Origin of the sequence: Bradyrhizobium monzae, from assembly GCF_021458635.1 — a bacterium.
In the GTDB taxonomy this organism is placed as follows: Bacteria; Pseudomonadota; Alphaproteobacteria; order Rhizobiales; family Xanthobacteraceae; genus Bradyrhizobium.
Window position 1 is genome coordinate 1097956 of record NZ_JAIRDQ010000001.1, and the last position, 25807, is coordinate 1123762.

The 25807-nt window shown below is 63.9% G+C and carries 26 protein-coding genes; 11 read left to right on the forward strand and 15 right to left on the reverse strand.

Annotated elements, in window-relative coordinates; all coding sequences use genetic code 11:
- Positions 1-4: 4 nt before the first annotated feature.
- The 4 genes from K3F49_RS05410 to K3F49_RS05425 are packed head-to-tail and all read right to left on the reverse strand — an operon-like array spanning position 5 to position 4062.
- Entirely contained in the window at positions 5-1177 is a 1173-nt protein-coding gene (locus tag K3F49_RS05410; RefSeq protein ID WP_234679853.1) for an acyl-CoA dehydrogenase family protein, read from the reverse strand.
- Positions 1171-1971, reverse strand: a complete 801-nt coding sequence (locus tag K3F49_RS05415; protein ID WP_234679854.1) for an ABC transporter ATP-binding protein — start codon at positions 1969-1971, stop codon at positions 1171-1173. The genes K3F49_RS05410 and K3F49_RS05415 overlap by 7 nt, the downstream gene beginning before the upstream one ends.
- Complete coding sequence (locus tag K3F49_RS05420; RefSeq protein ID WP_234679855.1) at positions 1965-2987, reverse strand: ABC transporter permease; 1023 nt, start codon at positions 2985-2987, stop codon at positions 1965-1967. Before K3F49_RS05420 ends, K3F49_RS05415 begins: the two co-directional genes overlap by 7 nt.
- The gene (locus K3F49_RS05425) at positions 2965-4062 is read right to left on the reverse strand and encodes an ABC transporter substrate-binding protein (RefSeq protein ID WP_234679856.1); all 1098 of its coding nucleotides are present in this window, start codon (positions 4060-4062) and stop codon (positions 2965-2967) included. Before K3F49_RS05425 ends, K3F49_RS05420 begins: the two co-directional genes overlap by 23 nt.
- Before the next feature lie 474 nt (positions 4063-4536).
- Here K3F49_RS05425 and K3F49_RS05430 point away from each other — a divergent pair, with 474 nt between their 5' ends.
- Positions 4537-5517 carry an ABC transporter substrate-binding protein gene (locus tag K3F49_RS05430; RefSeq protein WP_234679857.1) on the forward strand — a complete coding sequence of 327 codons (981 nt, stop codon included), beginning with the start codon at positions 4537-4539 and terminating at the stop codon, positions 5515-5517.
- A 242-nt stretch (positions 5518-5759) separates the two neighbouring features.
- On the opposite strand, the gene K3F49_RS05435 is transcribed toward K3F49_RS05430, so the two are convergent.
- Positions 5760-6203, reverse strand: a complete 444-nt coding sequence (locus tag K3F49_RS05435) for a hypothetical protein (RefSeq protein WP_234679858.1) — start codon at positions 6201-6203, stop codon at positions 5760-5762.
- Positions 6204-6535: 332 nt separating this feature from the next.
- Between K3F49_RS05435 and glgC the strand changes: the two genes are divergently transcribed.
- Positions 6536-7798 carry a glucose-1-phosphate adenylyltransferase gene (glgC, locus tag K3F49_RS05440; RefSeq protein ID WP_234679859.1) on the forward strand — a complete coding sequence of 421 codons (1263 nt, stop codon included), beginning with the start codon at positions 6536-6538 and terminating at the stop codon, positions 7796-7798.
- Positions 7795-9255: a glycogen synthase GlgA gene (gene glgA / locus K3F49_RS05445; protein ID WP_234679860.1), complete on the forward strand. Its 1461-nt coding sequence runs from the start codon at positions 7795-7797 to the stop codon at positions 9253-9255. The genes glgC and glgA overlap by 4 nt, the downstream gene beginning before the upstream one ends.
- Before the next feature lie 458 nt (positions 9256-9713).
- Here the strand turns inward: glgA and K3F49_RS05450 are convergent, their stop codons facing one another.
- Complete coding sequence (locus tag K3F49_RS05450; protein WP_234679861.1) at positions 9714-10235, reverse strand: GNAT family N-acetyltransferase; 522 nt, start codon at positions 10233-10235, stop codon at positions 9714-9716.
- Positions 10236-10386: 151 nt separating this feature from the next.
- Between K3F49_RS05450 and K3F49_RS05455 the strand changes: the two genes are divergently transcribed.
- Genes K3F49_RS05455 through fabI form a run of 4 tightly spaced genes read left to right on the forward strand, consistent with a single transcriptional unit; the run spans position 10387 to position 15603 of the window.
- Positions 10387-12606, forward strand: coding sequence for a DUF3141 domain-containing protein (locus tag K3F49_RS05455; RefSeq protein ID WP_234679862.1), 2220 nt, complete (start codon positions 10387-10389; stop codon positions 12604-12606).
- Between the two features lie 29 nt (positions 12607-12635).
- Positions 12636-13598: a phosphate acetyltransferase gene (locus K3F49_RS05460; protein WP_234679863.1), complete on the forward strand. Its 963-nt coding sequence runs from the start codon at positions 12636-12638 to the stop codon at positions 13596-13598.
- A 5-nt stretch (positions 13599-13603) separates the two neighbouring features.
- Positions 13604-14818 carry an acetate/propionate family kinase gene (locus K3F49_RS05465; RefSeq protein ID WP_234679864.1) on the forward strand — a complete coding sequence of 405 codons (1215 nt, stop codon included), beginning with the start codon at positions 13604-13606 and terminating at the stop codon, positions 14816-14818.
- Entirely contained in the window at positions 14815-15603 is a 789-nt protein-coding gene (gene fabI / locus K3F49_RS05470) for an enoyl-ACP reductase FabI (protein WP_234679865.1), read from the forward strand. Before K3F49_RS05465 ends, fabI begins: the two co-directional genes overlap by 4 nt.
- A gap of 6 nt (positions 15604-15609) precedes the next feature.
- On the opposite strand, the gene K3F49_RS05475 is transcribed toward fabI, so the two are convergent.
- From K3F49_RS05475 to K3F49_RS05490, 4 genes are all read right to left on the reverse strand, one after another.
- Complete coding sequence (locus K3F49_RS05475; RefSeq protein ID WP_234679866.1) at positions 15610-16068, reverse strand: MaoC family dehydratase; 459 nt, start codon at positions 16066-16068, stop codon at positions 15610-15612.
- A 12-nt stretch (positions 16069-16080) separates the two neighbouring features.
- Positions 16081-16731 (reverse strand): 3-oxoacid CoA-transferase subunit B, encoded by a 651-nt coding sequence (locus K3F49_RS05480; RefSeq protein WP_234679867.1) that lies wholly within the window; start codon positions 16729-16731, stop codon positions 16081-16083.
- A gap of 4 nt (positions 16732-16735) precedes the next feature.
- The gene (locus K3F49_RS05485) at positions 16736-17383 is read right to left on the reverse strand and encodes a CoA transferase subunit A (protein WP_234680578.1); all 648 of its coding nucleotides are present in this window, start codon (positions 17381-17383) and stop codon (positions 16736-16738) included.
- Positions 17384-18029: 646 nt separating this feature from the next.
- Positions 18030-18824: a DODA-type extradiol aromatic ring-opening family dioxygenase gene (locus K3F49_RS05490; protein WP_234679868.1), complete on the reverse strand. Its 795-nt coding sequence runs from the start codon at positions 18822-18824 to the stop codon at positions 18030-18032.
- A 157-nt stretch (positions 18825-18981) separates the two neighbouring features.
- Here K3F49_RS05490 and K3F49_RS05495 point away from each other — a divergent pair, with 157 nt between their 5' ends.
- Positions 18982-19161 (forward strand): hypothetical protein, encoded by a 180-nt coding sequence (locus K3F49_RS05495; protein WP_234679869.1) that lies wholly within the window; start codon positions 18982-18984, stop codon positions 19159-19161.
- A 7-nt stretch (positions 19162-19168) separates the two neighbouring features.
- On the opposite strand, the gene K3F49_RS05500 is transcribed toward K3F49_RS05495, so the two are convergent.
- Both K3F49_RS05500 and K3F49_RS05505 read right to left on the reverse strand, forming a co-directional pair.
- Entirely contained in the window at positions 19169-20638 is a 1470-nt protein-coding gene (locus tag K3F49_RS05500; protein WP_234679870.1) for a carboxylesterase/lipase family protein, read from the reverse strand.
- A gap of 82 nt (positions 20639-20720) precedes the next feature.
- A complete protein-coding gene (locus K3F49_RS05505; RefSeq protein ID WP_234679871.1) occupies positions 20721-20969 on the reverse strand; it encodes a hypothetical protein in 249 nt (82 codons plus the stop codon).
- A gap of 190 nt (positions 20970-21159) precedes the next feature.
- On the opposite strand from K3F49_RS05505, the gene K3F49_RS05510 reads away from it, so the two are divergent.
- From K3F49_RS05510 to K3F49_RS05520, 3 genes are all read left to right on the forward strand, one after another.
- A complete protein-coding gene (locus K3F49_RS05510; protein WP_234679872.1) occupies positions 21160-23850 on the forward strand; it encodes a flavin-containing monooxygenase in 2691 nt (896 codons plus the stop codon).
- Positions 23851-23979: 129 nt separating this feature from the next.
- Entirely contained in the window at positions 23980-24252 is a 273-nt protein-coding gene (locus tag K3F49_RS05515) for a hypothetical protein (protein WP_234679873.1), read from the forward strand.
- Positions 24253-24379: 127 nt separating this feature from the next.
- A complete protein-coding gene (locus K3F49_RS05520) occupies positions 24380-24685 on the forward strand; it encodes a hypothetical protein (RefSeq protein ID WP_234679874.1) in 306 nt (101 codons plus the stop codon).
- A gap of 13 nt (positions 24686-24698) precedes the next feature.
- On the opposite strand, the gene K3F49_RS05525 is transcribed toward K3F49_RS05520, so the two are convergent.
- From K3F49_RS05525 to K3F49_RS05535, 3 genes are all read right to left on the reverse strand, one after another.
- A complete protein-coding gene (locus K3F49_RS05525; protein WP_234679875.1) occupies positions 24699-24851 on the reverse strand; it encodes a hypothetical protein in 153 nt (50 codons plus the stop codon).
- A 101-nt stretch (positions 24852-24952) separates the two neighbouring features.
- The gene (locus K3F49_RS05530) at positions 24953-25477 is read right to left on the reverse strand and encodes a septal ring lytic transglycosylase RlpA family protein (RefSeq protein ID WP_234679876.1); all 525 of its coding nucleotides are present in this window, start codon (positions 25475-25477) and stop codon (positions 24953-24955) included.
- A gap of 151 nt (positions 25478-25628) precedes the next feature.
- Positions 25629-25787, reverse strand: coding sequence for a hypothetical protein (locus K3F49_RS05535; RefSeq protein WP_234679877.1), 159 nt, complete (start codon positions 25785-25787; stop codon positions 25629-25631).
- Between the last annotated feature and the right edge of the window lie 20 nt (positions 25788-25807).

The following is a 25807-nucleotide window of genomic DNA, read 5'->3' on the forward strand; positions in this document are numbered from 1 at the left end:
AAAGCTAGAGGCCCAATGCGGCGCGACCGAGGCTGGTGCGCGTCGCATCGTCCTGCGGCGTGTGCACGCGGCCGCACAGCACATCGCGATAATGCCGCTCCAGCGGATTGCTGCGGCTGAGGCCGTGATTGCCGGTCAGCGACAGGGCGTCCTCGACCACGGCGACGGCATTGTTGGTGACCGTCAGCTTGATGACGTTGGATTCGCCGGTGGAGAGATCGACACCATCGTCGAAATCGCGGGCAAACGTGTCGAGCAGCCGCGCATTGACTGCGAGCCTTGCCTCGATGGCACCGAGGATCTCCTGCGCGCGCGGCAAGGTTGCAAGCGGAGCGCCGAGACTGGCGGGAACGCGCTGCTTCAGGAACTGAACGAACCAGTCCCGTGCCGCACGGGCAATGCCGTCATAGATTGCAGCGACAAAGACGGTGTGCACCGTCGCCTGCGTCATGTCGCGCGCATTCCAATCCGCGGGCTTGCGGACATCGACTTCGGCATCGAGCGGGATCACGACATCGTCGAAGATGACGTCGTGGCTGCCGCTGGCGCGCAGGCCGTGATGATCCCAGGTCTCGACGATGCGCGTGCCCGGCAGGCCCGCGGGGACCAGGAACTGGCCGACGCGCGGTTCGGCCTCGTCGGTGCGCGCCCAGACCAGATACCATTTCAGGATCGGCGCGCCGGTCGAATAGATCTTGTGGCCGGAGAGGCGCCAGCCGGTCTCGGTACGGCGCGCGATCGTTGCCGGCAGGCCGCCACGCGCGGGCGAGCCGAGCTCGGGCTCGACACGCAAGGCGTTGACGAGCGCGATGCCTTCGACCGTTTCGCGCGCGAGCTTGCGCGACAGCCGCAACGGCCAGGTCGGGCTCCGCGCCATCACCAGATGGTTGATGTAGTGCATCGACAGCACCAGCGCGGTCGACGGATCGGCCCTGCCGATGATGCCGAGAACACGCGCGGTGTATCGCGCGCCCGCGCCGGCCCCGCCGAGCGCGGCCGGCACCGTCAGCGACAGCAGGCCGGCTTCAGAAAGCTCGCGAAAATTCTCGAAGGGAAAGCTGCCGGTGCGGTCATGCTCGGCCGCGCGCGCGGCGAAGCCTGGCGCAAGCGCCTCGGCGCACGCGATGTAATCGGGCTCGCTATGGGCCACCCTTCCCTGAACTGCAGAAGTCACCATGTCGCATCCAATCCCAGGAGGCCGAGAATCTGACGGCGCAGATCGGCCAGATACGGGTCGCCGCGATGACGCGGATAGGGCCGGTCGACGCGGATGTCGGCTTTCACGCGCGCGGGACGCTCGCTGAAGACGACGACGCGGTTGGCGAGCACCAGCGCCTCTTCGGCATCATGCGTGACGAGGAGCGTGGTGAAGCCCTTGCGCTGCCACAGCGACACCAGCTCGGCCTGCATGGTGATGCGGGTAAGCGAGTCGAGCTTGCCCAGCGGCTCGTCCAGGATCAGGATCTTGGGATCGTTGACCAGCGCACGGGCCAGCGCCACGCGTTGCGCCATGCCGCCGGAGAGCTGATGCGGATAAGCGGTGCGGAAGTCCGACAGCCCAACGAGATCCAGCGCGGCATCGACGCGATGCCGCTGGCTCGTCAAGATGCCCTGCGCCTCGAGCCCAAGCGCGACGTTGTCCCAGACCGTGCGCCAGGGAAACAGCGTCGGGTCCTGGAACACGACGACGCGCGACGGATGTGGCCGGGTGATGCGGATTTCGTCCTCGCGCAGGCTTCCCGACTGGGGCTTGTCGAGGCCGGCGACGAGCCGCAGCAAGGTCGACTTGCCGCAGCCGGACGGGCCGAGCAGTGCCACGAACTCGCCAGGCTCGACGGCAATGCTGACCTCGGTGAGCACCGGCAACTCGGCGCCGTCGATGTCGAAGGCATGGCTGACCTGCTCGATGTCGAGCGCGGCGCCTGCAGCCGAATGCCCGGGAACTTCGGCCAATGCGGCTGCTGCTACCATTTCACGGTCCCCTTCTGCCAGACCAGCAGGCGGTCGCGGATCGCGAACAGCAGCGTGATCGCGCCGGAGCAGAGCAGCGACATCACGATCAGCGCCGCATACATGTTGGCATAGGCCGCCCAGCCCTGCGCCCATTGCAGGTACCAGCCGAGTCCGGCCTTGACGCCGATCATCTCGGCGACGACGAGCACGGCAAAGGACGCGCCGAGCCCCATGAACAGGCCGACGAAGACATGCGGGAGTGCAGCGGGAATCGCGACCTTCAGCACCAGGAAGGACGGCTTTGCGCCAAGCGTTCGGGCGACGTCGTAATAGGCCGTGCTGACGCTCGCGACGCCCGACCAGGTCAGCACCGTGACGGGGAAGCCCGTTGCCAGCGCGATCAGGAAGGTCGAAGCACTCCAGCTCGACGGAAAGGTGAAGAAGGCGATCGGCAGCCAGGCGGTCGCCGGCAGCGGACCGATGAAGCGCAGCACCGGATGCACCCAATAGCCGACCGCACGCGACCAGCCGATCGAGACGCCGGTCAGGAAGCCGGCCGCGGCGCCGATGAGATAACCGCCGAGCTGAAGCCTGACCGAAGCGAACACGCTGTCGAGCAGTTTTGGCAGATCGTCCGTATAGACCTCGATGATCGATTGCGGCGGCGGGAAGAACGGCAGCGGCAGCCAGGCAAATTTGGCGGTCGCGACCTCCCACAAGGTCAGGAAAGCTCCGAGCGCAATGAGCCACGGCGCGCGCTGGCGCAAGGCCCGGCCGGCCGAGCCGAGATAGTCCGCGCTGACGGTCCCGAACAGGGCGACCGCGGCGATGACGAAGGCGGCAATGCCGAGCGAATGCGTACGCGACCAGTCACCGACATCCTCCCACCACAGGCAGGAGAGACCGAAGATCATCCAGGCGGCGCTCGCGAGGATGCCCGGGCCGGACTCGAGAAACCAATGCGCAAGCAGCGGCGCACGCGAGAGGCGCGGCGCGCCAGACGCGCGCCCGTCAGACAGAGAATACGTCGACATAGATGCGCTCCGCGAATTTGGTCGTATCAGTGCTCTGCTTGAACACCTGCACACTCTTGAGGTCGTCGGCATAGGCCTTGAGCTCACGCTTCAGCACCTCGCCCGTGGGGTGATGATGGTGCGTGTGGTAGCGCACCATGCCCTCGATATCGGCGAGCGTGGCGGATTTCGGCGCGTAGGGCTGGAACGATTTTGCCGCGACAGCCGGGTTCTGCGAGGTGAACATCGCGGCATCGAGCAGTCCTTGCGTGATCGCGCGCGCGACCTGCGGCTCCTCGCGCACGAGACTCCCGCGAAGACCGACGATGCAGCAGCTCTTGTCGCGGTAGTCGCCGTCGAGATTGGAGGCGATCTCCTTGTACTGGCTGTCCTTCAGCCAGAGATAGGCCAGCGGATCGGACGACAGGAAGGCCTGCACCTCGCCCTTCTCGACCGCGACGTTGAGCAAATTGCCGGGATAGGCGCGCCAGTCGACGTCCTTGTTCGGGTCGATGCCGAGCTTTGCCAACTGGATCGAGAAGAAATTCTTGTCGGGACCGGCGAGATCGCCGACCGCGACGATCTTGCCTTTGAGATCGGCGAGCCTGGTCACGCCGGAATCCGTGCGGCTCAGCACGCGCATGCAGCCGCCATGGGTGCCGGCGGCGATCTTGACGTCAAAGCCCTGCTCCAATGGCTTCAGCCAGCGCAGCGCCATGCCGAGACCGGCGTCGCTCTTTCCGGTGGCGATCGCCTCGAGCAGCTGGTCGGTCGAGCCTGAATAGTTGACGAGTTCGACGTCGAGATTCTGCTTCTGGAAGAAGCCGTGCTCGATCGCGACCGGCAGCGGCGCGAGACAGACCGCGCCGGCATTCCACGACAGTTTGAGTTTGCGTGGTGCGCCTGAAAGCACCGGACCAGCTGCAGCCGCGCGGCACAGCGGGAATTCCGAGAGGTCGACACCGGACGCGGGCGCCTGCGGAACAAACGCCTGCGCGCCCAACGCGCCGAACGGTGCGGCGAAGGCGGTCGCAAGCCCCGCCTGCAGCAGATGACGCCGATCGAGGCCCGATCCGCGCTTGTTATCGTTGTTCATCAGTCCCCGCTCCTGCGCTGACACGGCTCCGCCATGAGCGCAACGGTCCGCGTTGCGCCTATTCCTTGCGGAGCAGCGTCGAGATAAAATTGTTCCAGCGGCGCGTCATGCGCCACGGTGCGATGCGCAAATCATGCGGCGCGCTCGTCGCATCGTCAATGAAATGGAATTTCGAATGTGACGCGAGGCGAAGTCATTCTCTCCATCGGCACGCATGCAAACGATGAAAGGATTTTTGCCGATAGATCGGCTGGCACGACACGGCGCGACTCTGTCCACGTGCTTCGTTTCTGCTCATCCTCGACTGAGAGCGTCGCAAATTCTCGCAAGCAGCGCTTCGTTGAAATGCCATTGCTCGATGCATACGCAATACGGTTGGCCATTTCATTGACTGCGCATCGCGCGATCATAGACTTGATCGTCTCGACGCATCGTTCGTTCACACGTCGTGAACAAGGCCATAAGACGGATCAAATGAGCATCAACCCCGACAATCCATCCATCACTCGCCGGTTCGCCGCATCGTTGCTTGCCGCTGCAATCACGCTATCGACCGTCGCCGCATCGCTCGCGGCCGACACGGTCGTGCTGCGCGTCGGCGACCAGAAGGGTGGCAACCGCTCGCTGCTCGAAATCTCGGGTTACGCCAGGGACCTGCCCTACAAGATCGAATGGTCGGAATTCCCGGCCGCCGCGCCGATCCTGGAAGCGCTCAATGCCGGCGCGCTCGATGTCGGCTACACCGGCGATCTCTCCTTCCTGTCGGTCTATGCGGCCGGTGCGCCGATCAAGGCGATCGGCGGCACCAGGTCGGATGCGAAGACGCAAGCGATCCTGGTGCGCCAGGATTCGCCGATCAGGTCAGCCGCCGACCTCAAGGGAAAACGCCTCGCCGGCACGCGCGGCGGCTGGGGACAGTTCCTGATCGACGCGACGCTGGCGAAAGCCCAGATCAAGCTGGACGACGCGACCTTCGCGCCGCTCGGCCCGGTCGATGCCAAGGTCGCGCTGATGGCCGGCTCGATCGACGCATGGGCGGTGTGGGAGCCCTATGTCTCGTTCGCAACGCTGAAGGACAAGGCGCGCGTGATCGCCGACGGCGAAGGCCTGACGCCGACCATCACCTTCATCGTCGCCACCGACAGCGCCATCGCCACCAGGCGCGCGGCGGTGCAAGACCTCGTGCAGCGGCTGAACAAGGCGCGGCTGTGGTCGCTGGATCACATCAGCGAATACGCCAGGAGCACGGCCGAGCTGACCAAGCTGCCGGAGGACGTGCTGCTGTCGGCCTACACCGCACAGCGCACCAGCCCGATCGTCATCGACGAGAGCGTCGTGAAGGAAGTGCAGGAAGCATCGGACCGCTCGACGCGCTACGGCATCCTGCCGAAGACGCTCGATGTGAACAAGGCCGTCGACTGCAGCTTCACCGCGGCGGCTGCAGGGTCAAATTAGGCGTGATGACTTTCAGACGAGCCGCGGGCTCAATCAACCTCTCCCGCAAGCGGGAGAGGGAGCGCACCGTGGTCGCGGCGATAGGCAAACCCGGCAGAGCAAAAGGCAGCAAGATGCGCAGGCTTCGGCTCAAAGCCGGCCCGCTCCATCTCGCCGCAATCGTGCTCGGGCATCTCGCCTGCATGAGCCTGATCGTGTGGCTGTCGCTTTGACGCGCGCGATCGCCATTCAGGCGTTCGCGGTCACCAATAGTGCCGATAGTAGGGGCGATAATAGGCCCGCGGCCGATAGTAGCCGTAACTGTAATACGGACGCGGACGGTAATAAGGGCGATAGCCATAACCGTAGCCCGGACCATAGCCGTAACCGTAGTAAGCAGGGGCGTAACCATAGCCCGGGCCCGGGTATCCATAGCCCCCATAACCACCATAATACGGCCCACCGCCGTAATAGCCATAAGCCCCGCCGCTGGCGATCGCGCCGCCGATGATCGCGCCGGCTGCGAGGCCGCCGAGACCCCATCCAAAGCCACGGCCACGCCAATAGACCGGCGTGACGTCGTCACCGGCGGCGGCCTTCATGGTCGCGACATTGGTTGGTAGCGGGGCCGCTGTCACCGGCCCCACTTCGCCCGCCACGACCGCAGCCGTGAGCGAGCAGACAATTGTCATTTTCAAGATATTCATCGCCTTTCTCCCTGTCTGACGTTCCGTTTAGGAAAAGGATCGCAAGCCATGATTCAGGCATCCCGGCGTTAAGTCAAAGCCTCGAATTTGCGTGCAGCGCACAAGATGCCGCGCCTGCCTGAAATGTGATCGTCCGCCGCGCCGTTATGACGCCGGCACGACGGCGCTGGCGAGTTGAGACCGGCGGGAAAGCGTTAAGCTTCCCATGCGTTCGCAACCAACAAGCACCTTCCCGATTTACTATTCGTACCGTTACTATCGGTTCCAACGATGCGCGGCCGGAAGGCGTCTCGCGAAGGCCTTGGTATGCGCCTGAGTTCAGGGAGGACGACATGAGTGCCGCCGGAAATGAGCCGCTTGCCCGCCAGGCCCTGGCGTTCGTCCTGGCCGGCGGTCGCGGCAGCCGGCTGCTGGAATTGACCGACCGGCGCGCCAAGCCCGCGGTCTATTTCGGCGGCAAATCCCGCATCATCGATTTCGCGCTGTCGAACGCGGTGAACTCCGGCATCCGCCGCATCGCGGTTGCCACCCAGTACAAGGCACACAGCCTGATCCGGCATCTCCAGATGGGCTGGAACTTCTTCCGCCCCGAACGTAACGAGAGTTTTGACATCCTGCCTGCGAGCCAGCGTGTCTCGGAGAGCATGTGGTATGTCGGCACGGCGGATGCGATCTACCAGAACATCGACATCATCGAGTCCCACAACTGCCGCTTCATCGTCGTGCTCGCCGGCGACCATATCTATAAAATGGATTACGAGGTGATGCTGCGCCAGCATGTCGACAGCGGCGCCGACGTCACCGTGGGCTGCCTCGAAATGCCCCGCGCGGAATCTTCGGGCTTCGGCATCATGCATATCGACGAGAACGGCTGGATCCAGCAGTTCCTCGAAAAGCCCAAGGATCCGCCACCGATGCCGGGCAAGCCGGACGTCTCGCTCGCCAGCATGGGCATCTACGTGTTCGATGCAAAATTCCTGTACGACCAGCTCAAGCGTGACGCCGAAGATCCGCAATCCAACCACGATTTCGGCAAGGACATCATCCCTTACATCGTCAAGAACGGCCGCGCCATCGCGCACCAGTTCTCGAGCTCCTGCGTCCGCTCTGGCGACGACCCTCGCTCCTATTGGCGCGATGTCGGCACAGTCGACGCCTATTGGGCTGCCAATATCGACCTCACCGACGTGGTGCCGGAACTCGATTTGTTCGACCGAGCATGGCCGATCTGGTCTTATTCGGAGATCACCCCGCCCGCGAAATTCGTCCATGACGAGGAAAGCCGGCGCGGTTCGGCCGTGAGCTCGCTGGTCTCCGGCGGCTGCATCATTTCCGGCGCGGCGCTGCGTCGCTCGCTGCTGTTCACCGGCGTGCGCATCAACTCCTATTCCAATGTCGAAAACGCCGTGATCATGCCTTACGTGAATGTGGGACGCGGCGCGCGGCTGAAGAACGTGGTGATCGACCGCGGCGTCGAGATCCCCGAAGGTCTCGTCGTCGGCGAAGATCCCGAGCTCGATGCAAAGCGCTTTCGCACCACCGAGCAGGGCATCTCGCTGATCACCCAAACGATGATCGACAGGCTCAATACATGACGCCTGTTCGCGTCCTCGCGGTCGCTTCCGAAGTTTACCCCATCGTCAAGACCGGCGGCCTCGCGGATGTCGCCGGTGCGCTGCCGATCGCGCTGAGGGCGCATGGCGTCGAGATGCGCACCGTGATGCCGGGCTATCCGGATGTGATGCGGCTGCTCTCGGGTGCGGAGGAAATCCGGCGCTGGCCGGATTATTTCGGCGGCCCGGGCCGGCTGCTCGCCGGATCCCATGACGGGCTCGACCTGTTCGTGCTCGACGTGCCGCACCTCTACACACGGCCGGGCAATCCCTACGTCACCGCCGAGGGTCTCGACTGGCCGGACAACGGCGTGCGCTTCGCGGCGCTGTCGCGCATCGCGGCCGATATCGGCCACGGTCTCGTCGCGGCCTTCGTGCCTGACATCGTGCATGCCCATGACTGGCAGGCCGGGTTGGCGCCGGCCTATCTGCATTACGATGGCGGGGCGCGGCCCGGCACCGTCATGACCATCCACAACATGGCCTATCAAGGCAAGTTCGACCGCACGCTGGCGGCCGCGATCGGCTTGCCCCAGGACGCGTCGTTCGACGTCCATGGGCTCGAATATTTCGGCGGCATCAGCTTCCTGAAAGCCGGACTGCAGCTGGCCGATCGCATCACCACGGTGTCGCCGACCTATGCGCAGGAGATCCAGAGCGACGAGGGCGGCATGGGGCTCGGCGGCCTGCTGCGCGAGCGCGCAAGCGTGCTGAGCGGCATCCTCAACGGCATCGACACCGAGGTCTGGAATCCGCAAACCGATGCGCATATCGCCTATCGCTTCGGCGCGCAGGACCTCACGTTCAGAGCCGCGAACAAGGCGGTGCTTCAGCAGCAATTCAATCTCGATTCCTCCGACGAAGCGCCGCTACTCGGCGTCATCAGCCGGCTGTCCTGGCAAAAGGGGCTCGATCTGCTGCTCGAGGCGATCCCCACGATCCTGGAGCAGGGCATGCAGCTTGCGCTGCTCGGCAGCGGCGACCGCGATCTCCAGGACCGCTATCAAGCCGCCGCGCGCGCCAATCCCGGCCGGATCGGAGTCATGATCGGCTATGACGAGATACTGGCGCATCTGGTCCAGGCCGGCTCGGACGCGCTGCTCGTACCGTCGCGCTTCGAGCCGTGCGGGCTCACCCAGCTCTGTGCCCTGCGTTACGGCGCCGTCCCCATCGTCTCCCGCGTCGGCGGCCTCGAGGACACCATCGTCGACATTGGCGAGACCGACATGTCGGGCCGCGATGCCACCGGCTTCAAGTTCGGTCCCGTGACGGCAGATGCCCTCGCCGGCACGCTACGCAGGTCGAACGTCGCTTTCCACAACAAGGCGACCTGGCGACGACTGCAATTGAGCGGCCTCGCGACCGACGTATCCTGGCGCAACCGCGCCGGCGAATACGCCACGCTTTATCGCAGCCTGATGGCGTCCCGCCACACGTGAGACTGCCCCTCTCCCCTTGTGGGAGAGGGTGGCTCGCCGCGTAGCGGCGAGACGGGTGAGGGGTCTCTCTCCACGAGTCCAACTCTCATAAACAGTCGATGTCTGCTTTCTGAAGCAAAGAGGAAATGCGCCCAATGTACCGGAATTTCGCCTTTCTGGCCCTTAGCTGACCTCCAACGGCGCTCGGCCGACGTCCGCAAGTGACCCCACAACGGACTTGGCGGCTCCACGCCCGCTACACCGGGTTTTGCAGGAGATCCGCGCGGATGGGCGACCTCAGGGCTCACGCTAACTCATAGACCACCGATCGGGCGACCCGCCCCGCACCTCAGCGCGTGATATTCGCATCGCGTTCGGACGACAGCTGATCAGTGTGAGCTACTGCCCAGATCGAGCAACTGTACTAATGGGCAGAAATTGCTCGCCGGCCAGGATTTGACGGATATTGCAGGAGTAGATTAGGTCAACGCCAATGCCATGTGAAGCGTTTGAGGTTCGCGGGAGGATTCTGGCCGAAATCCGAATCTGCGGAGCACGCGGAGCATAGCTGCGTTTTCCGCGAGTACCTCCGCCGTCAACGCTGTCAATCCAGCCTCGCGTGCGATAGTGATGAGATGGCCTGTCAAGAGACAGCCAATGCCGCGCCCTTGCCAAGCGTCGATGACGACGAAAGCTACTTCGGCTCGTCCCGGCTCGAATATGACATAGCGGCCGCCGCCGATTATCATGCTGCGGTCCGCCACTTCCGTGCACGCAACCAGTGCCACGTGGTTTCTGAAATTGGGTTCCATGAAAAATGCGCGCTCCTGTTCGGAAAAATGACGTTTCGTCACAAAGAAGCGGCGTTGGAGCGATTGAGCGCTTGTCTCCTCGAGCGCAGCAAGCATGTCGGGCTCGTCCTCGGGACGAAGCGCCCGGATATCCACCAATCGTCCGTCGCGCAGCCTCTCCTGGCGGCTGTAATTTGCGGAATCCGGCACCTAAGCTCTCCTGCGGCTCGGTCGCGGCGTGGCCCCGCGGGGCGGTTGATCGTCCCCGATTGACGCGAACACCGTCGCAGACCGTTGACTTATATCAACGTCAGCCACCGCTAGCCTTCTTGAATGGCGTTGCGCGATGACGAGGTCGAACATGGCGATGGAAGACCTAAAGCTGCCTGGTGGCCCGATGTCGGGGCTGGTCGCCTCGGCGGTGGAATTCATGGTCGATGCGGGACAGCGCAGCGTCCTGTTTCTGGACATCATGCGGCAGCGCGGCGACCAGTACCGCGAGCACGTCGCCCAGACTGCACCGCATGTGCTGCAATATGCCGCCGAATTGATCACGGACGGCCGGAGGCTCGACGAGCCCGTCAACTACGCGCTGGTGCGCATTATTCCGCCCAGGGATGTCGAGATCGACATGAGCCGGCGGCCTTTCATCGTGGTCGATCCGCGCGCCGGCCATGGTCCGGGCATCGGCGGCTTCAAGGCCGATAGCGAGATCGGCGTCGCCATGAAGGCCGGGCATCCCTGCTACTTCATTGGCTTCCTTCCGGAGCCGATGCCCGGACAGACCATCGAACGCATTGCGCGCGCGGAAGCCATCTTTATCGAGACCGTCATCAGCCGTCATCCGGACGCCGATGGAAAGCCCTGCGTGATCGGCAATTGTCAGGCCGGTTGGGCCGTCATGATCCTGGCGTCACTGCGGCCGGAATTATTCGGGCCGCTGATCATCGCCGGTGCGCCGCTCGCTTATTGGGCCGGCGTGCACGGCCAATTTCCGATGCGCTATTCCGGCGGACTCCTGGGCGGAAGCTGGCTCACGGCGCTGACCAGCGATCTCGGCGCCGGCAAGTTCGACGGTGCCTGGCTGGTGCAGAATTTCGAGAACCAGAACCCGTCGAATACGCTCTGGACCAAGCAGTACAACGTCTACTCCAAGGTCGATACCGAGGCGGAGCGCTATCTCGACTTCGAGCGCTGGTGGGGCGGGCACGTCAACCTCAACGCGGAGGAGATACAATTCATCGTCGACGATCTGTTCATCGGCAACAAGCTCGCCTCCGGTCGGATTGAGATGTCCGATGGCCAGAAGGTCGATCTGCGCAACATTCGTTCGCCGATCGTGGTGTTCTGCTCCAAGGGCGACAACGTAACCCCACCGCAGCAGGCGTTGGGCTGGATCCTGGACTGCTACGCCGACGTCAACGAGATCAGAGCTTACGGACAGACCATCGTCTACACCGTTCACGAGAGCGTCGGTCATCTCGGCATCTTCGTATCCGGCGGCGTGGCGAAGAAGGAGCATGCTGAGTTCTCCAGCAACATCGACCTGATCGACGTGCTGCCGCCAGGACTCTACGAGGCCACGTTCGAGGCCCGTGGCAACGAGACGCTCAACGCGGATCTTGCGGCAGGCCAGTGGGTGATGCGCTGCGAGGCCCGCACGCTGGACGATATCCGCGCGATGGGCGGAAATTCGCCCGAGGACGAGCGGCGCTTCGCTACCGCCAAGCGTGTCTCTGAACTCAATCTCGCGGCCTATCAGAAGTTCTTGCGGCCGTGGGTGAAGGGCATGGTGACGCCCCAACTCGCGGAATGGGCCCGCAACATGCATCCACTGCGGCTGCAATACGAGGCGTTCAGTAGCCAGAATCCTTGGATGTCCATGGTCAAGTCGGCGGCCGATCATGTCGAGGACAACCGCAAGCCAGTCTCGAACGACAATCCGTTCCTGGCATTCCAGGAGCAGATGTCGAAGCAGATCGTCCATGCGCTCGATAGCTGGCGTGATGCGCAGGAGGCGTTGAGCGAGACCGTCTTCCTCAACGTTTATGGCTCGCCAGTGCTTCAGGCCGCCGTCGGCGTCGATCCTAATTCTGTGCCCTCGCGCCGCCGTGAGATGTCGGTTGAACATCGCGCGCTGCTCGAGAAGCGGGTCACCGAACTGAAATCCAGCATGGGAGAGGGCGGCCTTCGCGAAGCGGCCATCCGCGCGCTGCTCTATGTCGGCTCGGCGCGCGGCATGGTCGACGAGCGAAGCATCGAGGCCCTGCGCCAGGTCAGGCGCGATCATTCCGGTGCGCGGCTGACTCTGCACGAGTTCAAGATGCTGGTGCGCGAGCAATTCTTCATGCTGCTCCTGGATCGGGACGCAGCGCTCGCGGCCATTCCCAACATGCTGCCTAACGACCTCAAACAGAAGCGCGGTGCTTTTGTTGCGATGCGCGAGGTACTGTCGGCGAGCGAGGAAATAACGGGCGAGCGTGCCAACCGTCTGAAACGTGTCGCCGAGCTTTTCGGTCTGGACCCGGGGGAGTTGACGTCGAACGTCGCCCCTTTCGACCCCCAGGCAAGAGCGTCGTAGCGCGGATTGGCGGAAGCAGGAGTGACGTGATGTCGGCCGACACGACGCAGGCGCAATCCAGCAGCAAATATGACCGCCTGATCGCGGCGGCCCGGGCCGCGCCCCCGACGCCGACCGTCGTCGTGCACCCCTGCGACGAGACCTCGCTGCGCGGCGCCGTCGATAGCGCCGGCGCCGGCATCATCCGGCCGATCTTGGTTGGACCAGAGAGGAAAATCAGGGATACCGCCGCCAAATTCAATCTGGACGTCTCCGGCTTCGAGATCGTCGATGCCGCGCATAGCGACGGGGCCGCCGCCAAGGGCGTCGAGCTCATCCACTCCGCAAGAGGCGAACTTTTAATGAAGGGCAGCCTGCACACTGACGAGTTGATGCGGGCTGTCACGGCCAAGGCCGGTGGCCTGCGCACCGACCGCCGCATAAGCCACGTCTTCGTCATGGATGTACCGGCCTACGCCGAAACGATCTTCGTGACGGATGCAGCCATCAACATCTTCCCGGATCTCGATGCTAAGCGCGATATCATTCAGAACGCGATCGATCTCTACAATCAGGCCGGCTTTGGCCGAGCACCGCGGGTGGCGATCCTGTCGGCGGTCGAGACAGTCACGTCGAAGATTCCTTCCACCATCGAAGCGGCCGCTCTCTGCAAAATGGCCGACCGCGGCCAGATCACCGGTGGCGTGCTGGATGGACCGCTTGCCTTCGACAACGCGATCGACCCGGAAGCCGCGCGAATCAAGGGCATAACATCCGAGGTCGCCGGCCGCGCACAGATCCTGATGGTTCCGGACCTCGAGGCCGGCAACATGCTGGCCAAAAACCTCGCTTATTTCGCCAAGGCCGATGGCGCCGGCATCGTGCTCGGTGCGCGCGTGCCCGTCGTCCTGACCTCGCGCGCGGATTCGCCCCGTGCGCGGATGGCGTCCTGTGCGGTCGCCGCGCTCTATGCTCACGCCCGGCGCCAGAAGGCGCCGACGGTTGCCGCGTGATCGCCATGGATACGATCCTCGTCGTCAATGCCGGCTCGTCCAGTGTGAAGTTTCAGGTCTATGCGATCGATGGCGACGGCGCGCTTCGCCGTCAGATCAAGGGACAGATGGACGGAATCGGCAGCCGGCCGCGCCTGAGGGCAAGTGGCCCGAGCGGCGATCCGATGGCCGATCGGGCCTATCCGATCGAAGCTGTGCCTGATGTCCCGGCGGCGATGGCCGTTGCCGGCGACTGGCTACGAGACGAACTTCTCGTCACCCCGATCGCGGTCGGTCACCGGGTCGTGCATGGCGGGCCGGACTATTCGAAGCCAGTTCTGATCGACCACGGCGTTGTGTCCCGTCTCGAACGATTTGTGACCCTGGCGCCGCTGCATCAGCCCCACAATCTCGCGCCGATCCGTTCACTGCTGGCGAATTTCCCGACGCTGCCACAGGTTGCCTGCTTCGATACCGCATTTCACCGCACGCATGACGCCGTCGCCGACCACTATGCTATTCCGCATCAACTTCATGCCGAGGGTGTCAGGCGCTATGGCTTTCATGGGCTGTCCTACGAGTATATCGCCAGGACGCTGCAAAGTGTGGCGCCCGATATCGCGAAGCGGCGTGTCATCGTTGCCCATCTCGGCAGCGGCGCGTCGATGTGCGCGCTCAAGGACGGGCGCAGCGTCGAGAGCACCATGGGTTACACAGCGCTCGATGGCCTGCCGATGGGAACGCGCCCGGGCCAGATTGATCCCGGGGTGGTGATCTATCTTATCTTCGAGAAAGGGATGTCGGCCTCAAACGTGCAGAACCTCCTTTATCGCGACTGCGGATTGAAGGGGCTCTCCGGCGTCAGCAATGACATGCGCGAGTTGGAGGCGAGCGCCGACCCGAAGGCCAAGCTCGCGGTCGACTATTTCGTCTACCGTATCGGTCTCAGTGCCGGCATGCTCGCGGCAGCCTTGCAGGGCCTCGACGCCTTCGTCTTCACGGCCGGGATCGGCGAGAATTCGGCGAACATTCGCGCGCGCGTGGTCGAGCAACTTGGATGGCTTGGCGGCACGCTCGATGCCGTCGAGAACTCGCGTAATTCCAGGCTGATCTCGCGTTCCGACAGCCGCATCCCCGTCTACGTCGTGCCAACCGACGAGGAACTGATGATCGCACAGCATACGCTGTCGCTCTTGATGAACGGACAATCGACCAACCCAAGACAAGAGAGAGTGTCATGATCCCCGTGTTCCCGGATACAAAGGTTGCCCTGAAGGGCAAGAAGGGCCTCGTCGTCGGCATCGCGAACGACCAGTCCATTGCCTGGGGGTGCGCGAGGGCATTTCGTGCGCTTGGGGCCGATCTGGCCATCACCTACCTCAACGATCGCGCCAAGAAACACGTCGAACCGCTTGCGCAGGCGCTGGAAGCGCCGATCTTCATGCCGCTGGACGTGATGACGGAGGGGCAGACCGAGGCGGTGTTCGAGCGGATTACGAAGGAATGGGGACAGCTCGATTTCCTGCTGCATTCAATCGCCTTCTCGCCGAGGGAGGCGCTTCACGGCCGCGTGGTGGACGTCGGCCGCGATGGCTTCCTTAAGACGATGGACGTCTCTTGCTGGTCATTCCTGCGCATGGCGCATCTCGCCGAGCCGCTGATGAAGAACGGCGGCACGATGTTCACCATGACCTATTATGGCAGCCAGATGGTGGTGGAGAACTACAATATCATGGGCGTGGCGAAAGCGGCGCTTGAAGCGGCCGTCCGCTACGCGGCCGCCGAACTTGGCCCGAAGGGGATCCGCGTGCACGCGATCTCGCCCGGCCCGCTCGCCACGCGCGCGGCGTCAGGTATCCCAGAGTTCGACGAGCTCATGGACAAGGCGCAGTCAAAAGCGCCTGCGCGCAGCCTGGTCAGCATCGACGACGTCGGCAATGCCACCGCCTTCCTGGCGCTTGATGGCGCCAAGCTGATCACCGGGGGCGTTCTCTATATCGATGGCGGGTATCACATCATCGATTGAACGCACTCAGCGATAGTGCAAGGCGATCAGCTCGGCGACACAAGCGGGCTTCTTGCCGCCCTCGATCTCGATAACGAGATGATAGTTGACGCGCAAGCCATCCGGCGGCACGTCCTGGGTTTCAGCGACCGTGACGCGGCCGCGAAGCTTTGAGCCGGCCGGCACTGGCGCCAGATACCGTATGCGATCCGCGCCATAATTCAGCGTATTGCGCAGCCCTTTCAGACCCATCACCGATCGAATGAACAGTGGAGCAAGCGAGAGTGACAGCAGGCCGTGAGCGATGGTGGTGCCGCCGGGCGCTTCCTTCCTGGCGCGGTCCTGGTCGACATGGATCCATTGCTCGTCACAGGTTGCTTCGGCGAATTTATTGATCCTATCCTGGGTCACCTCGATCCAGTCGCTCGCGCCGATCTCGGTGCCGACCGCGGACTTGATCTCGTTGAAATCGCTGAATATCCGCACGATCGTGACCTCTCAGATCTTCATTTCCGGGATGTCGTCAGGAACGACCAATTCGGCCTCAGTCACCGCCATAACCTCGGCAACGCTGATACCCGGAGCGGTCTCGAGCAGCGTCGCCTTGCCGTCCGCAAAACCGATAACCGCCATGTCGGTCACGACCAGATGTACCGGGCGCGCGGAGGTCAGAGGCAAGTTGCATTTCTTGACAATCTTCGGCTTGCCTTTCGCGGCATGTTGCATTGCGACGATGACCCGCTTGGCGCCGCTGACGAGGTCCATCGCCCCGCCCATGCCCGGCACCATCTTGCCCGGGATCATCCAGTTGGCGAGGCGCCCATGCGCATCGACCTGGAGGCCGCCGAGCACGGTGACATCGACATGACCGCCGCGGATCAGTCCGAACGACATAGCGCTGTCGAAGGTTGCCGCGCCCGGCAGCGCGCTGATCGGCCGGCCGCCTGCATCTGTGAGCAGCGGATGGGCCATGCCTTGCTCCGGAATGGGCCCGGTGCCGATCAAGCCGTTCTCCGACTGGAAGAACACCTTGAGATCGGCCGGTACGTAGTTCGCGACAAGGGTCGGAATGCCGATGCCGAGATTGACGAGATTGCCGCTCTTCAGTTCCTGGGCGACGCGCCGGGCGATGATGATCTGCGGATCCATGATCTCACCCGTTCGTGATGAGGTAATCGACCAGCGGTGCCGGAGTGATAACGTGATCCGGCGCGATGACGCCGACCGGAACGATATGTTCGGCAGTCACGATCACGGTGTCTGCCGCCATCGCCATGATCGGATTGAAATTGCGCGCGGTGAGCGCGTAGGTGAGGTTGCCGAGATAATCAGCGAGGAAGGCGTGAACCAGCGCAAACTGCGCGCGAATGGCAGTTTCCAGCAGGAATGGCTCGCCGTCGACCTCAATCAGGCGCTTGCCGTCCGCAACAAGTGTGCCGACCCCAGTCGGTGTGAGCACTCCGCCGAGCCCGCAGCCGCCGGCACGAATGCGCTCGACGAAGCTGCCCTGCGGCACAAGGTCGATATTGATCTGGTTTGCCAGCATCTGCTGCTGCGCCTTCGGATTGAGCCCGATATGCGTCGCGGTCAACCGTGACACCAGCGTTGCGTCAAACAGCTTGCCGACGCCTTTGCCGGGAGTGGCGGCGTCATTGCAGATCAGCGACAGGCCGGTCTTCTGCTGCCTCACCAGTTCGTCGAGCAACCGCTCCGGCGTTCCGACGCCCATGAACCCGCCCACCATGACGCTGGCGCCGGCCGGGATCATCGCAACGGCTTCTTCGACGGAAACGGCCCGCATCATTGGAACTCCGATCGGCGTGCGCAAGCAGCGACAGCGGACCGATGTTGGCGGGCATCCGCATGCCACCCTTGATCTGCGTCAAAGCTCCGGATCATTCGCGGGTATCGATGCCGATGCTTGTCAGCATCTCGTGCCAGTGTCCTTGAAATTGCAAAGCTCCAGGAATGGGGCAATTCGATCCGGTCTATCTCCAGCAGAGTCCGTCGCTCTGACGGAAGTCTACGGCTCGCCGACTTCCGGTTATGGTCCCCACGCGGACATGACCAAGTGCGCCTCGCATGTCCGCTTCCGACTGCAAAGCGGACCTCGCCGCTTCCGAAACGACAGGCTTATGAGTACACGCCCTAGCGGATCTGCTCCGGATTGGCCTCACCACCGATATTGGGTCGGCATCTATACCAGCCATCGCGACGCCCGTATCTGATCAGGCTGCCCAAGACCGAGGCCGGGCCACCGGCAAACTCCAAGAAGGTCTAGGATCGCTGCGCCCTGGGATCGGGCCGCACGGGCGCGCAGCGAAAAAATACTCGGAAACACCTGGAAAAGCCATTTCCCGACACTGGGCCGACACTGCCGACGTCTGTTTTGAGTTCATTGACCTTTTCCCCGTGGCGTATCCCACAAGGGGCGAAGGAAGAGGCATTCATCCGAACACGTACGACGCCATCGCCACGTTCGCGACCTCGTCGACGAAGACGCGCTTGCCGACGTCGCTGCCGGCGGCGCCGGCGGCGACCATCAGCGGCAGCAGATGATCCTCACGCGGATGGGCGAGACGCGCGCTCGGTGCGTTCTCCCAATCCACCAGCATCGCGTTGCGGCGCTTAGCATCCGGGTTGCCGATCGCCTCGTTCAGATAGGCTTCGAAATCGTAGGAGACGGGCTTCGATTCCGCGCGGCCAAAACCGCGCATGTTGTGGTAGGTGAGCCCGCTGCCGACGATCAGAACGCCCTCGTCGCGCAGCGCGGCAATCGCCTGGCCAACCCTGATGTGCTCGGCTGCGTCGTAGCTCGACTTCAGCGACAGCAGCACGATCGGCATGTCGGCATTCGGATACATCAGGCCGAGCGGCACGAAGGTGCCGTGATCAAAACCCTGATTGGGATCTTCTCGGCAATCGAGGCCCGCGTGCTTGAGCAGCGCCCTCACCTCTGCTGCCAGTTCGGGCTGGCCCGGCGCCGGATATGTGATGTGGTAGGTATGCTCGGGGAAACCGTAATAGTCGTACACCATCGGCGGATGCGCCGAGGTCGATACGGTGAAGGCGTCGGCCTCCCAATGGCCGGTGATGACGAGCACGGCCTTCGGGCGCTCGGGAAGAAGCTGCGGCAGCCGACCGAATTCCGCAGCAGTCTTCGCATATTGCACCCGCCGGTCCTCCATGAAGGGCCAGGGGCCGCCGCCGTGGGACAGGAACAGGGTTGGAAGTCGCGTCATTTGCGCCAGCTCGTCTCGTTGACAACATGCGCGTGTAGCAGTCGCGCAATCGGCGGCGAGCATAGGCAAACCGGTATGGTTAGCAAGTCGTTAACGATTTGCCGCCCACAATCCGGCGTGGCTGAAGGAATCGGTCAGAAGACATGCGAGACGTGAGATGAAGAAGTTTGCGCTGGGGGACGTCGTCAACAGTGACAAGGGCCGCCGCGGCGTCGTTCGCGCCGCCTACCGCTCGAAGGACGGCCAGCAGTTCTATGCCGTCGAGAAAGACGGCGCGATCGACTATCTGGAAGAAGACCGGCTGAGCCCGGCGCCGCGCGTCGAGCTCGCGGCCTAAATCCACCTCATTTTTTGCTCTCGCGCGCGAGCCGGTCCAGACGCTCCACCCAGGGGTCGTCGCCGCTCGCAATGCGATCGTTCGTGATCATCAGCAGATGATCGCGGTCTGCGGCCGCATCCCAATGCGGCAGCTCTGCGTCGTTGGGATCGCCGCTCCTGGCAAAGTTGATCCAGTAGGCCCGGATGCGGTTTGCGACCTCGCGATCCCGCCGCGAGAAGATGCCCGCACCGGGCACGCCCTCCGCGCCGAAGATGAACTGCAACTCCCGCCCATGGCCTTCGTCGGGATTGCCGCGCCGTGCTTCCGGCACATAGGCAAAGCGATAGCGGAAGGTCGGCGCGCCGGTCGCGGCATGAAGCTGGGCGAGCATTCGCACCGGCTCGGAGAAAACCTTGTCGGTGTAGAAGCTCGCCGCAACATCGGACGATCTCGTTGCATCGGGATAGAGCTTGCGCAGCGCATCGATGCTCTCGCCCGAAGCGGACAGCGTCTCCTTGACCTCCAGCTCGCTGTCGTAACGCGTCTCATCGTCGTTCGAGCCGATGATCAAGGGGATGCGGCTCTCATGTCCCGCGGCAAATCCTGTCGCGATGTCCTCCGTCACCAAATGTCCATCCATCGCCGGGCCGAAGCTGCGGAGCGATTTCTCCAGCAGACGCCTTTCAGCAGCAAGCAGACGCGCCGGTTCGACGGCGCGCAGATCCGTCTCTTGCCCGAGCGCGGCGGCAAACTGCCGGCCTGTGGCCTCCGCCTCCTGCAGCGAAGGCAGGCGCGCGCGGCCAGGTACCGATTGCAAAATGGCTTTCTGGAAGAGATCGCGGGATTGGGCGCACAGCATCAGCAGCGCGATCGATGTCGCGCCGGCGCCGTTGCCGAACAGGGTGACGTTGCTCGCATCGCCGCCGAAGGCTGCGATGTTGTCGTGCACCCAGCGCAGCGCCGTGACCTGGTCCATCAGGCCGAAATTGACCGAACCGTCGTCGGACAGCGCCGGGTGCGTCAGCCAGCCGAGCGCGCCGAGACGATAATTCACGGTCACGACGATGAGCCCGGCCTGCGCAAACCTTGAGCCGTCGAACATCGGGTCATTGGCGGTACCCGTAACGAATCCGCCGCCATGGATGAACACCATCACCGGCAGCGGCCCGTCGACGCCGAAGGGACGAAACACGTTGAGCGTGAGGCAATCCTCGCGCGCGGCCGGCAGCGATGACTGAAGACAGGGCGCGCCATAGTCGTAGGCCGTGCTCATCTCCGAACTCTCGGGCAATGCCTGCGGCGGACGCCAGCGCAGACTGCCCATCGGCGGCGCTGCATAGGCAAGCCCCTTGAACGACGCCACCTCGCCTTTGACGGCGCCGAGCATCTGGCCTTCGCGCGTCAACGCAAATGGAAACTGACCGACCGACTGCGCTAGGGCCGCGCCGGTCCAGAGCAATACAAGGGCTGCAATGAGCGCAAGCAGGGATCGCATCTTCGGGGGATCTCGATGCGCGGAAATGTGTCCCGGCAGGTTACGTCGGCAGCCAGCTGCGAGGCAAGCGCCGCGACCTCAGCTAGCCGCCCTTGGCAATAATCTCCGCCAGCGCACGTCGCGCGATGATGCCGAGCTCGCCAAGCGTGGAGTGGCCGGATTGCGCCGCTTCGATCAGGCGCTCGGCGATGAACCTGCGGCTGTCGTGATCGCCACCATGCGGCAATTGGCGGCAAGTCTCCTCCAGGACGACGTCCATGTTGGCTTTGGTTCGCTCACTCAGCTCTATCATGACGCCCGGTCGGTACGCGTGGCTTGTAGCCGCAAGCATACACAGGCGGATCGTCCATGATTAGCCCGGGTAATCACGGCCATTGTGCATCGCGATGCGTGCATTGAAGCATGGTTCGCGCCGCCACGATGACGCCGCAAACGACTACCGAAGATTGTACTTGCTCTGATGACAGGCCGGGCCTGCAGGACTAGCCTGCCGGCAAAACAAAATACACGGGAGGAATACCATGCCTGACGCAATGGTCGCCGCGCGTGAGTCCAAAGCGACGAGTGGAACAGCCCAACAGGTCGATGTTGCCGTGGTCGGCGCCGGATTCGCCGGCCTCTATCTCCTTCATCGCCTGCGCAAGGCCGGCCTCTCGGCCGTCGGCCTCGACGAAGCCGGCGACGTCGGCGGCACCTGGTACTGGAACCGCTATCCCGGTGCGCGCTGCGATATCCAAACCATCGACTACGGCTACACGTTCGATCCGGAACTCGACAAGGTCTGGACCTGGTCGGAGAAATACGCGGCCCAGCCCGAGATCCTGCGCTATCTCGGCTTCGTCGCAGACCGCTACGATCTGCGCCGCGACATCCGCTTCAAGACCAAGGTCACCGAAGCCAGATGGGATGAGAAGGCCGAGCGCTGGCAGCTCACCACCGACAACGGCGCGCCGGTCTCCTGCCGCCATTACATCATGGCCACCGGCTGCCTCTCCGCGCCAAAGCCGCCGGAGATCGACGGCGTCAAGGACTTCAAGGGCCAAGTCTACTTCACGGGACGCTGGCCGCATGACGGCGTCAACCTCGCCGGAAAACGCGTCGCCGTGATCGGCACCGGATCGTCGGCCATCCAGTCGATCCCGCTGATCGCCGAGCAGGCCGCGCACCTGACCGTGTTCCAGCGCACGCCGAATTTCGCGCTGCCCGCCCATAACGGGCCCTCGCCGGCCGATCGCAAGACCTTCTTTGAAAACGACCGCGCGGCCTATCGCGAGCAGGCACGTCAGTCGATGACCGGCGTGCCGTATCCGCAGCAGACGGTTGTGAGCTGGCAATTGAGCGATGCTGAGCGTCGCGAGCGCTTCGAACGCGCCTGGGCCGCCGGCGACCTCGTCCACATCCTGACCCAGCTCTGGGCCGACCAGGGCGTCGACTTCGACGGCAACGCGTTGATCGGCGAGCTGATCCGCGAGAAGATCTCGGCGGCCGTCAAGGATCCGGAGACGGCGGCAGCGCTGATGCCGCACGATCATCCGTTTGGCGCCAAGCGTCCGTGCCTCGATACCAATTACTACGCGACCTACAACCGGCCGAACGTCACGCTGGTCAATCTGCGGCAGGAGCCGATCAAGGCGATCACCGCCGGCAGCATCACCACCGGCAAGCGCAGCTTCGACGTCGACGTCATCGTGTTCGCGACCGGCTTCGACGCCATGACCGGCGCGATCCGCGCCGTGCATCCGATCACGGGACGCAACGGCAAGTCGCTCACCGACGTCTGGGCACAGGGACCGCAGAGCTATCTCGGTCTCACGGTCGAGGGCTTCCCGAACTTCTTCATGATCACGGGACCCGGCAGTCCGTCGGTGCTGTCGAACATGGCGGTGTCGATCGAGCAGCATGTCGACTGGGTCGTCGACCGCCTTGCAGCGCTGCACGACGCCGGCTTCACAACGATCGAGCCGACCGCGACGGCGCAGTCCGGCTGGGGCCGCCACATGGCCGACTGCTCGATGGTGACGCTGCACCGGCTCGCCAACACCTGGTATACGGGCGCCAACGTGCCCGGCAAAGTGCAGGGCCTGATGCCCTACACCGGCGGCGTCGGCCCCTATCGCAGCATCTGCGACGAGGTCACGAGCCGCGGCATGCTCGGCTTCAGGCTCACCGGCCCCAACGTCGCCGCGCAATGCAATGACGGCGAGGTGGTGCGGCTGCAGCCCGACGTACGGCTGGTGCTGAATTTGCTGGCGTCGCTCAACCTGCCGCCGATCGAGTCGATGGGCGCGATCGGCGCGCGCGCCTTCGTCGACGAGTTCAACAAGGGCCGGCCTGCGGGACGGCTGATCGGCGACATCGTCGACGGCACGCTGCCCGGCGCGGATGGCCCGCTGCCTTATCGCGTCTACAAGCCGGCCACGCCGGGCCCGCATCAGGTCGTGGTCTATTTCCACGGCGGCGGCTGGGTGCTCGGCGACGAGCAGTCGGACGAGCCGTTCTGCCGCGACATGGTGCGGCGAACCGGCATGACCTTCGTCAGCGTCGGCTATCGCCACGCGCCGGAGCATCGCTTCCCCGCGGCGGCCGAGGACGGCTATGCAGCGACGCGCTGGATCGCCGAGCATCTCGCCGAGCTCGGCGGCAAGCCGGGCCCGGTGCTGGTGGCGGGCTGGAGCGCCGGCGGCAATATCGCCGCCGTCACCTGCCAGCTCGCGCGCGACCGCGGCGGGCCCGAGATCGCCGGCCAGCTGCTGGTGTGTCCGGTGACCGACTGCAGCTTCGACCGGCCCTCCTACAACGACAATGCGACCGGCTACTTCCTGACAAGGTCGCTCATGTTCTGGTTCTGGGACCTCTACTGCTCGCCGGCCGACCGCACCGATCCGCGCGTCTCGCCGCTGCGCGGCAAGGTCGCCGGCCTGCCGCCGGCCTTCGTCGTGACCTCTGAGTTCGATCCGCTGCGCGACGAGGGCATCGCGTATGCGGAAGCGATGGCGGCCGCCGGCGTCCCGGTCGAGCAGTTGAAAGCCCACGGCCATTTCCACTCGTCCTTTGCGATGGTCGACGTGGTGATCACCGGCGTCCAGGGCCGGACGCAGATGGCCCAAGCCTTGCGGCGCTTCGCCGGGCTTCCGCCGGAGGTCAGCCGTGGCGACGACGCCGGCCACGGCCAGGCGAGCCCGGGGCACAGAATCGCTGCCGCCGCAAGTTGAGACGCCATCGGCCGGGAACTTTTTCCCGGCCACCGCGTTGCCGACGCGTGGCATTCAGATGCAGCGATGGGTATGGGCCCCGGCACGCGAATTTGTGTGCTGGGGTTCTTTTTGCGTGAGGCGGGGACGATGGGTGGCGTATCGGTTGATTCAAAGGTCGATTTCAGTGCGCGCGCGACGCTGCATAAATGGCCGTCACTTGGAAACCAGCGCCGGCCGGACCGCGCCTCCTACCAGGTGAGCGAGGGCACGCTCGACGAGTGTATCTCGGCCTTCATGGAGAAGCCCGCGCCGACCCGGCATCTCTATGACATCCACACCGCGCCGCAGCCGCCGCTGGTCACGGACATCCTCTCGCCCGAGCACATTGCGGAGCTGTCTCGGCTGCGGGAGTTTCTTTGATTGCGCGCTGACATTCCAACCTCGCGCACGCGACGAACGTCTTACTTGTTTCCGCTAATTTGAGCAGGAACCTTCTTCCGGTTTTTCCCGTTAACGGAGATCGGAAGCCAAGACCTGAGCAACTCACATGCTTGAAGCTGGCGTACCATCCCCGGTCGTGCCCTATGGCGCAGACCAGACCCTGTTCGTGGTGATCGATCGCCGCGACAAGGCGACTGAAATTCGCGTCGAGCGAAACGACCTCGAAGCCACGATCGGCGAGCTCGTGGCCGGTTGCTTCAACGATCCGATCAAGGTGATCTCTTTCAACACGCTCGAGCACTGGATGAAGGACATCTCGACCGAGATCGCCGGCGAAATTCGTGCGCGTTGCGACATCGAGGGCATCCGGCTTCCCGACTATCTCAGCGATTTCGTCGAGAGCCACAGCTAATCGCGTCCAGACGCTAAGCGCGCCGGCGGCCGGCGATCACTTCGATCTCGCGGCGGCGGTCGCCGGCGAAGGTCAGGAGCTTTTCGATCGTCAGCGTATCCGTGATCCGTTTGGCAAGTCGCTCGGCGCGCGCAGCCTGATCTTCGAGATGCTGGATCGTGGTCAAGCGCTGTCTCCCCCCAAGCCCCGGATTGCCGGGCACCCATGGTGCGTGAGAGCAGCTAACAGCCGGTTAAGCGCGGCGTGTCGATGCCGATGAATTGCAGCCTATCGCACGACGTCGAGCCGGACATTGGCGATGCCCTTGTCGACCATGCCGAGCGCCTCGGCTGCGGAGGGCGAGATGTCGACCACACGACCGTGAACAAACGGCCCGCGATCGTTGACCCGGACGGTCACGAAGCGGCCGGAGGAGACATCGGTCACGCGCAGCCTGGTGCCGAACGGCAGGCTCGGATGCGCGGCGGTCAACTCGTTCTTGTCGAACTTCTCGCCGCTCGCGGTCTCCGTGTCCGAATAGAAACTGGCCACACCATGCGATGCGGTTGTCTTGGCGCTCGCCAGGTCATGAGACCGATGCGGCCTGTAGATCGGACGCGGATGCAGCGCCGCCACCCTGTGCGGACGCTCGATCGCAGTTTGCCTCGTGGTCGTGGCAATATCTGCTTTCTGGCGCCCGACCGGCGATTGCGCGCACGCGGCGAGCGAGGCGGCGCCGACGATGGCGAACAGCAACCGGCTCGAGGTTGCCAGCGAAATCCGGGCAGTTTCGGCACGTGCAAAGCAAGACATGATGCGCCCTCCGAACAACCCTGAGTTTCGGTGGGCAATGAGGGCAGAACCTTGGCTGAACAAAAGCGGCCTTGCGGCCGCCGTGGTTTCGCGCCGGCTGTGACGAATCCACCACAGTACCTGTCCTGAATCGACACAGGCTCGCGAAAAATCAGCCCGATAGGACGCGCCAGCTGATCGGGCGCGTCTCCGATTGCGCCTCGCCACGCTCGACGTCGCCCCTGACGAGCCGCATCAGTTCACGCCGATAGAGCAGCCGCCAGCCGGTTTTGAGGCTGGCGAGAAAGTCGAGCTCCCGTTGCGTCAGCATGCACATCATGAACCCGGTCA

What these genes read in the sequence shown, in the direction of transcription:
- K3F49_RS05410 (WP_234679853.1), bottom strand. Translation starts at nt 1,177, where the DNA reads ATGGTGACTTCTGCAGTTCAGGGAAGGGTGGCCCATAGCGAGCCCGAT.
- K3F49_RS05415 (WP_234679854.1), bottom strand. Translation starts at nt 1,971, where the DNA reads ATGGTAGCAGCAGCCGCATTGGCCGAAGTTCCCGGGCATTCGGCTGCA.
- K3F49_RS05420 (WP_234679855.1), bottom strand. Translation starts at nt 2,987, where the DNA reads ATGTCGACGTATTCTCTGTCTGACGGGCGCGCGTCTGGCGCGCCGCGC.
- K3F49_RS05425 (WP_234679856.1), bottom strand. Translation starts at nt 4,062, where the DNA reads ATGAACAACGATAACAAGCGCGGATCGGGCCTCGATCGGCGTCATCTG.
- K3F49_RS05430 (WP_234679857.1), top strand. Translation starts at nt 4,537, where the DNA reads ATGAGCATCAACCCCGACAATCCATCCATCACTCGCCGGTTCGCCGCA.
- K3F49_RS05435 (WP_234679858.1), bottom strand. Translation starts at nt 6,203, where the DNA reads ATGAATATCTTGAAAATGACAATTGTCTGCTCGCTCACGGCTGCGGTC.
- glgC (WP_234679859.1), top strand. Translation starts at nt 6,536, where the DNA reads ATGAGTGCCGCCGGAAATGAGCCGCTTGCCCGCCAGGCCCTGGCGTTC.
- glgA (WP_234679860.1), top strand. Translation starts at nt 7,795, where the DNA reads ATGACGCCTGTTCGCGTCCTCGCGGTCGCTTCCGAAGTTTACCCCATC.
- K3F49_RS05455 (WP_234679862.1), top strand. Translation starts at nt 10,387, where the DNA reads ATGGCGATGGAAGACCTAAAGCTGCCTGGTGGCCCGATGTCGGGGCTG.
- K3F49_RS05460 (WP_234679863.1), top strand. Translation starts at nt 12,636, where the DNA reads ATGTCGGCCGACACGACGCAGGCGCAATCCAGCAGCAAATATGACCGC.
- K3F49_RS05465 (WP_234679864.1), top strand. Translation starts at nt 13,604, where the DNA reads ATGGATACGATCCTCGTCGTCAATGCCGGCTCGTCCAGTGTGAAGTTT.
- fabI (WP_234679865.1), top strand. Translation starts at nt 14,815, where the DNA reads ATGATCCCCGTGTTCCCGGATACAAAGGTTGCCCTGAAGGGCAAGAAG.
- K3F49_RS05480 (WP_234679867.1), bottom strand. Translation starts at nt 16,731, where the DNA reads ATGGATCCGCAGATCATCATCGCCCGGCGCGTCGCCCAGGAACTGAAG.
- K3F49_RS05485 (WP_234680578.1), bottom strand. Translation starts at nt 17,383, where the DNA reads ATGCGGGCCGTTTCCGTCGAAGAAGCCGTTGCGATGATCCCGGCCGGC.
- K3F49_RS05490 (WP_234679868.1), bottom strand. Translation starts at nt 18,824, where the DNA reads ATGACGCGACTTCCAACCCTGTTCCTGTCCCACGGCGGCGGCCCCTGG.
- K3F49_RS05495 (WP_234679869.1), top strand. Translation starts at nt 18,982, where the DNA reads ATGAAGAAGTTTGCGCTGGGGGACGTCGTCAACAGTGACAAGGGCCGC.
- K3F49_RS05500 (WP_234679870.1), bottom strand. Translation starts at nt 20,638, where the DNA reads ATGCGATCCCTGCTTGCGCTCATTGCAGCCCTTGTATTGCTCTGGACC.
- K3F49_RS05505 (WP_234679871.1), bottom strand. Translation starts at nt 20,969, where the DNA reads ATGCTTGCGGCTACAAGCCACGCGTACCGACCGGGCGTCATGATAGAG.
- K3F49_RS05510 (WP_234679872.1), top strand. Translation starts at nt 21,160, where the DNA reads ATGCCTGACGCAATGGTCGCCGCGCGTGAGTCCAAAGCGACGAGTGGA.
- K3F49_RS05515 (WP_234679873.1), top strand. Translation starts at nt 23,980, where the DNA reads ATGGGTGGCGTATCGGTTGATTCAAAGGTCGATTTCAGTGCGCGCGCG.
- K3F49_RS05520 (WP_234679874.1), top strand. Translation starts at nt 24,380, where the DNA reads ATGCTTGAAGCTGGCGTACCATCCCCGGTCGTGCCCTATGGCGCAGAC.
- K3F49_RS05530 (WP_234679876.1), bottom strand. Translation starts at nt 25,477, where the DNA reads ATGTCTTGCTTTGCACGTGCCGAAACTGCCCGGATTTCGCTGGCAACC.
- K3F49_RS05535 (WP_234679877.1), bottom strand. Translation starts at nt 25,787, where the DNA reads ATGCTGACGCAACGGGAGCTCGACTTTCTCGCCAGCCTCAAAACCGGC.